Origin of the sequence: Sphingomonas sp. LH128 (assembly GCF_000293195.2) — a bacterium.
In the GTDB taxonomy this organism is placed as follows: Bacteria; Pseudomonadota; Alphaproteobacteria; order Sphingomonadales; family Sphingomonadaceae; genus Novosphingobium; species Novosphingobium resinovorum_A.
This window is the reverse complement of the sequence record NZ_ALVC01000273.1, coordinates 1-5,865: the sequence shown is the minus strand read 5'-3', so window position 1 is coordinate 5,865 and position 5,865 is coordinate 1. Positions and strand designations below refer to the sequence as shown.

The following is a 5,865-nucleotide window of genomic DNA, read 5'->3' as shown; positions in this document are numbered from 1 at the left end:
GCGGCGGCGGCGTCGATGACCACCTTCACGCCGGTATCGCGCTGGAACTGCGCCCAGCGCGCCACGTCGATCGCGCGGCCATAGGCGCTGACCGGGATCACCACGCCGAACCGTTCGAGCAGAGGGTGATCGGCCAGCCGGTCCGGGTCGAGCGTCCAGCTCTCTTCGCAGACGTCGGCAAGATAGGGCTGGTAGCCGCACTGGCTCGCCCCCGCCGCCGTCGCCACGAACGTATAGGCCGGGCATACGGCGTAAGGGCGCTCCGCGGTCGCGGTCCCTGCATGCGCCATGATCGCGGCGACGAGCGCCGCAGTGCCGGAACTGGCGGTGACGACGCTGCCGTCGACCAGCCCGAAGGACGATTGCAGGCGCGTCTGCAACGACCTGACCAGCGGTCCCTGGTTGGAATACATGCGGGCCTGGTCGATCTGGCGCAGATAGGGCGCCACCGCATCGGTCGTGGGCAGGCGCGGTTCATAGGCCAGCAGGCGCCGGCGCCCTTTGGGCGCGAACGCCGTCAGCCGATGGGAAAGCGCGTCCGGCGCGGCGGCGTCGATCATGCGCAAGGGACCGAAATCCCCCGGCACATCGGGATCGTCGACCACGGGCGCACTGAGCGCGATGGGCTTGAAAAGGCCGATGACGGTATCTCCCTGTTTTGTCCGTTACGGCCGTACTGCCGGGTTGAGCGCGAACTGGCGGGCACGGCCGCTGCCGGATTCGCGGATCGTGCCCTGGTATGCGCGGCGGATCGCCCTGACCGCTGCGCCCGGGGTGACCAGCAGCGGCACCGCGAAAGCCCAGAAGCGCGGCAGCGCGAAGTATCGGCGCAGCAGGTAGAGCCCCGCCAGCAGAGCGTCGCGCGCTGTCGTGCCTTCGGTCTTGGCATTGACGATGCGAGCAATGACATGTGTGTCGAAGATTCGCCGGGCCATGGCGCGGCGGACGCGGGCATCGTCAGGGAACAGGAGCTGCGCGATCTCGTCATAGGCGCGCACATCGACTTTCAGCCGCTCCAGCCATCCGACCCGGCGCTTGAGCTGGTCGTTGCCCGACCGGAAGCCCACGCAGGGCTCCTCGACCACGCCCCAGCGGCCTCTCGCGCCGACCGCAAGGCCCGCGATGTAGACTTGCGAATAGAGGTTCGTCATCGCCCTGGCACGCGGATCGGCGGCCGCCGCCTCCCAATGGGTGCGCCTGATCAGCGTCGCCGAGATGAAGCCGAGCAGTTCCGCCAGATGGCTGAATGCCGGTCCGACCCCAGTGAAGCACTGGGTCCGCGGCATCTTCCTGATGCCCGTCATACGGCGCATCGTCACGTCGTAGTCGACCACGCCGACGGTGAGGGCGATGGCATCCGGCCATGCCGACAGCGCGGAGAGCACGCGGCGGATGCCGCCTCGCTCGATCCGGTCGTCGTCACCCATCAGCCAGACGTAGTCTCCCGTCGCGCGGGCGGCCACGGCGGCGATGTTGCCGTCCACCCCGACGTTGACGGGGTGGCGGAAGTACGTGAAGCGGGCGAGGCGGTCGGCATAAGTCGCAGCCACCGCCTCGGTATCGTCGGGAGAGGCATCGTCGCCGACCACCACTTCCACGTCCGCGCTGTTCTCTGCGAGGATGCTGTCGAGCAGTTCCGCCAGGCAGGCAGAGCGATTGTAGGTGGGAATGCAAATCGAAAGCGTCGGCATACGATTTCCAGAATGTGAGGCCGGGAATGTGAGGTTGGGCCTCCTGTGCAGGAAAATACATCATATGCGGCAACCGGCGTCCAGATGGGCGCGGCATTAGTATTACTGCGTTATTGTAAACAATGGCCGATTTGCAGGACTTGGGATTGATTGTATTGGTATCGAGAGCATAGTTTTCTCTCCCGATTTATCGGAATGCACAGGGCGCCGTGCGAGCGCGCGTGATCATTGTGTCTCGCCTTCCGGTAGCCGTCCGACACCGGGCTGAAAGGTGCGCTCGATCGCGATGCGGAAGGGCGCACGCCGGACGATGCGCACCTGCTGCGGGTCCAGACCCGCTTCGGCGAGCCTGGCGGGCCATTCGCCGGGCCGCATCGAGCGGGCGATGGAAAGCTGCCCGTCCTCGCGCACGATGCGGTGGACGCCCATGACACGGGCCAGCAGCGGGAAGCCGTAATAGGCGAAGCGGTGGCGATGGAGATCGCAGATCAGCCATCCCCTGCGCGCCCTGATTTCCATGTGGCGCAGGAAGCGGCCAAGCTGATCGTCGCTCATGTGATGGGCGACCTGGCTGCTGACGATGAAATCGAAGCTCTCGGGCTGGTCGGCATAGTCGCCGGTGCGGTACTCTACGCTCAGCCCCGCCGGTGTCGCTGCGCGGGCGAGACCCTCGCTGGCGGGATTGAGGTCCACGCCCACGAGCGTCGCGGTGATCCCCCGCCCGGCCGCCCATTTCGCCACCGTGCGCAGCAGGTCGCCATGGCCGAAACCGACGTCGAGCAGGCTGAACGAGCGGGCCTCGCCGAGGGCGCGGTTCAGGAACGCGGTCGTCGAACGGGTGGTGAAGGTCCAGCGGTTGACCCGCGCCAGATCGCGCAGCACCTCGGCATATATGAGCGGGTCGAGGTCCGATGCATCCATTTGCTCTTCCCGGCGTGACCGGGTGGACAGGTCGTTCACTGAACCACGATCTCGCCGGTCATGCCGAACGTGCTGTGCATGAGGTGGGTGCAGCGCACCTTGTAGCTGCCGGCGGCGGGCGCGACGAGATGGACGTCGATGCTCTGGCCGGCATCGAGCGATACCTTGCCGCCGGTGATCCTGGCCCGGTCGCCGTCCATGACCTGCGCAGCCGCGAAGAATTCCCGGGCCGCGAAATCATGGCCGCCCGACGACACGTTCGTCAGGTGCAGGTCGTAGGTCTGGCCCTGCTTCATCGTGATGGTGGAAGGCGCGAACTTGAAGCTGGAAAGCTCGACGGCCAGCGTCTCGGCATGGCTCCAGTCTGCTGCGGGCGGACCACCTTGCGATGCCGCTTCCAGCGGCGCCAGCATCAGGATGGCGACGGCGACCAGACGAACATCGGTCATGCGAAAGGCGATCATGTTCCCATCTCCGGAAAGCCGGTCGAGTATCTCACCTTTCGAGGCCGGATTGAAGCGATATCGCTGTTGTCTTTCGAGACTTGCCGGGGCTGGAAAAAGCGCGCAGTCTCACGAAGATATCGCGTGGGGCCGGCACTCCAGAGCCAGCCAAACCTTCACGCCGCGACTGAACCTGCTTCAAGGAGAAACGTGGATGACCTGCGACGATATTCTGGCCCTGATCGCGCAGGAAACAGGACTTCCGATCGAACGGCTTCAGCCTGACGAGACGCTGGGCACGCTCGACATTTCCTCCATCGATCTGGTTTCCATGCTCTTCGAACTTGAGGACCGTTACGGGATCGAACTTCAGCCGGAGGAACTCACACGGGAGATGACCTTGCGGCAGTTGTTCGACCGCATCGGTGTTCCCCTGCCTCAATGACGGCCGCGCAATGAGAACCCGCGTGCTGGTAACCGGCTTGGGCTGCGTGAGCGGGCTCGGGCGCGGCGTTGCTGCAAACTGGGAGCGCGTGCGGCAAGGCGACGGTGCGATCCGCCCACTCCAGCCGCCCGCGCCCGACGGCATCGCGGCATGGGCGGATGATGAGACCGGCGCACCCTCCCTGCTCGGCACCGTCGATCCGGAGCGGTTGCGGCGGCTGGGGAAGCTCGACCGGCTTTCCGCCTTCGCGCTCGAGGCGGGACTTGAGGCGGTGGCCGATGCGGGCCTGCTCGAACACCCGTCGCTGGCGCGGCGAAGCGCCATCCTCCTCGGCTGCGGCAGCGGCGGGAACGCCACGATCGAGACCGCCTACGAGCGGCTGTTCGGGGCGGGGCAGCGCAAGGTCCATCCACAGACGATACCCAGTTCCATGGTGGCGGCGCCGGCTGCGCAACTGTCCATGCTGCTCGGCGTGCATGGGCCGGTGCTGACGTTCTCCGGCGCCTGCGCCTCCTCGGCGCAGGCGCTTGGCGAGGCGATGCACATGATCCGTGCCGGGCGAGCGGACGTCGTCATCGCTGGCGGCGCAGAGGCGTGCCTGACGCGCGGTTCCCTCACGGGCTGGCAGTCTCTCGGCGTGCTGGCGTCCGATACGTGCCGCCCCTTCTCGCGCGATCGGCGCGGCATGGTGCTGGGCGAGGGCGCCGCGGTGCTGGTGCTGGAGAGCGAACGCCACGCGCTGGAGCGCGGCGCCCGGATCCATGGCGAACTGGCGGGCTACGGCGCATCGAGCGACGCCTCCCACATGACCGCGCCGGACGTGGAGGGCATCGCCGCCGCCATCCGCGCCGCGCATGAGGACGCCGGTATCGGATTCGACACTTCAGCGCTCGTTTCCGCGCACGGCACCGGCACCGCGCTGAACGACCCCGCCGAAGCGGCCGCGATGCACCGGGTCTACGGCCCGGCGCTGGCGCATCACCGGGTCATCGCGACGAAATCTGCCCACGGCCACATGATCGGCGGCACCGGAGCCATCGAGTTCCTGCTCGGCCTTGTCGCGCTTAACGAAGGAATCGCCCCTCCCGTGCTCAATCACCTCGGTCCCGATCCCGACTGCGACCTACCGCTCGTCCTTGCAGCGCAGGCGTTCGCGCCGGAGGTTCTGGTATCGAGCAGCTTCGCCTTTGGCGGGCTCAACGCCGTGTTGGTGGGCCGCCGCGCATGACCACAACGATCGCCCGCATCAATCGCATCGGCACCGCCAATCCGCCGTTCGAGGTGCACGACGCCTTCCTGCGCTTCGTCATATCCGGCATCGCTGACGAGCGCACGCGCCAGGTGTTCGAACGCATGGCCGCGCGTTCGGGGATCGAGCGCCGCTTTTCCTTCCTCGAGCCGGTGACGCTGCAGGACGGCACCGTCACGGACACGGAAGGCTTCTACGGCAGCGGCCCATGGCCATCGACCGGCAGCCGCATGGAGCGTTACGAGCGCGATGCGCCGCGCCTTGCGCTCGATGCCATTGCGGCGCTCGGCCTCGATATCGCGCGGGAGGGTATCACCCATCTGATCGTCGCTTCGTGCACCGGGTTCATGGCGCCCGGCCTCGACCAGGCCATCGTCGCGGGGGCGGGGCTCGATCCGGGCGTGGAGCGCACCGTGGTCGGCTTCATGGGCTGCTACGCGGCGGTGAATTCGCTGCGGCTGGCACATCACATCGTCCGGTCCGAGCCTGCCGCGCGCGTCCTCGTGGTGACGCTGGAACTGTGCAGCATTCATTTCCAGCGCAGCGACGACCTGCCGAGTCTGCTTGCGATGCTGCTGTTCGGCGATGGCGCCGCTGCGGCGCTGGTGACGGCGGAAGGAGGCGGCATCGCTTTACAGGACTTCCGGGCAGTCACCATCCCGGACACCGCCACAGCCATCACCTGGAACATTCGCGATCAGGGGTTCGACATGCATCTGGGCGGGGAAGTGCCCGCCCGCATCGCGGCCGCGCTCGCTTCCGAGGCGAAGCGCGGGGACGAGCACGGCCTTTTGCGCGGCGGATCGCCGGACGACTTCGCGCTGTGGGCGGTCCATGCGGGCGGGCGCACCGTTCTCGACGCGGTGGAGCAGGGGTTCGGCCTCGGCGCCGAAGCGCTCGCGCCTTCGCGATCGGTGCTGCGTGATCGGGGCAACATGTCGTCCGCGACGCTGATGTTCATTCTGGCGCAGATGCTGTCCAGCGGCGCGCAGGGGCCGGGTCTGGCGCTGGCCTTCGGTCCGGGAATGGCGGCGGAGAGCTTCCGCTTCACGATCGAGGACTAAGGTGACCGATGCCCTGATCCTCGGCGGCGGGCTGGCGGGCAGCGCCGCCGCC

Annotated in this window: 7 protein-coding genes; 3 read left to right on the top strand and 4 right to left on the bottom strand. The window is 67.4% G+C overall.

All coding sequences use genetic code 11. The annotated features are described in order from the left end of the window. From LH128_RS20465 to LH128_RS20450, 4 genes are all read right to left on the bottom strand, one after another. A partial coding sequence (locus LH128_RS20465; protein ID WP_008831593.1) for a DegT/DnrJ/EryC1/StrS family aminotransferase occupies positions 1-605 on the bottom strand: 605 nt, incomplete at its 3' end. Between the two features lie 60 nt (positions 606-665). Next, positions 666-1,691, bottom strand: a complete 1,026-nt coding sequence (locus tag LH128_RS20460; protein ID WP_008831592.1) for a glycosyltransferase family 2 protein — start codon at positions 1,689-1,691, stop codon at positions 666-668. A 225-nt stretch (positions 1,692-1,916) separates the two neighbouring features. Next, positions 1,917-2,612 (bottom strand): methyltransferase domain-containing protein, encoded by a 696-nt coding sequence (locus LH128_RS20455; RefSeq protein WP_008831591.1) that lies wholly within the window; start codon positions 2,610-2,612, stop codon positions 1,917-1,919. A 35-nt stretch (positions 2,613-2,647) separates the two neighbouring features. Next, the gene (locus tag LH128_RS20450; protein WP_155986212.1) at positions 2,648-3,061 is read right to left on the bottom strand and encodes a cupredoxin domain-containing protein; all 414 of its coding nucleotides are present in this window, start codon (positions 3,059-3,061) and stop codon (positions 2,648-2,650) included. 208 nt (positions 3,062-3,269) lie between these two features. Here LH128_RS20450 and LH128_RS20445 point away from each other — a divergent pair, with 208 nt between their 5' ends. Genes LH128_RS20445 through LH128_RS20435 form a run of 3 tightly spaced genes read left to right on the top strand, consistent with a single transcriptional unit; the run spans position 3,270 to position 5,813 of the window. Then, a complete protein-coding gene (locus LH128_RS20445) occupies positions 3,270-3,500 on the top strand; it encodes an acyl carrier protein (protein WP_008831589.1) in 231 nt (76 codons plus the stop codon). Positions 3,501-3,510: 10 nt separating this feature from the next. Next, the gene (locus LH128_RS20440; protein WP_037520562.1) at positions 3,511-4,728 is read left to right on the top strand and encodes a beta-ketoacyl-[acyl-carrier-protein] synthase family protein; all 1,218 of its coding nucleotides are present in this window, start codon (positions 3,511-3,513) and stop codon (positions 4,726-4,728) included. Then, positions 4,725-5,813, top strand: coding sequence for a type III polyketide synthase (locus LH128_RS20435; protein ID WP_008831587.1), 1,089 nt, complete (start codon positions 4,725-4,727; stop codon positions 5,811-5,813). The genes LH128_RS20440 and LH128_RS20435 overlap by 4 nt, the downstream gene beginning before the upstream one ends. The last annotated feature ends 52 nt before the right edge of the window (positions 5,814-5,865 follow it).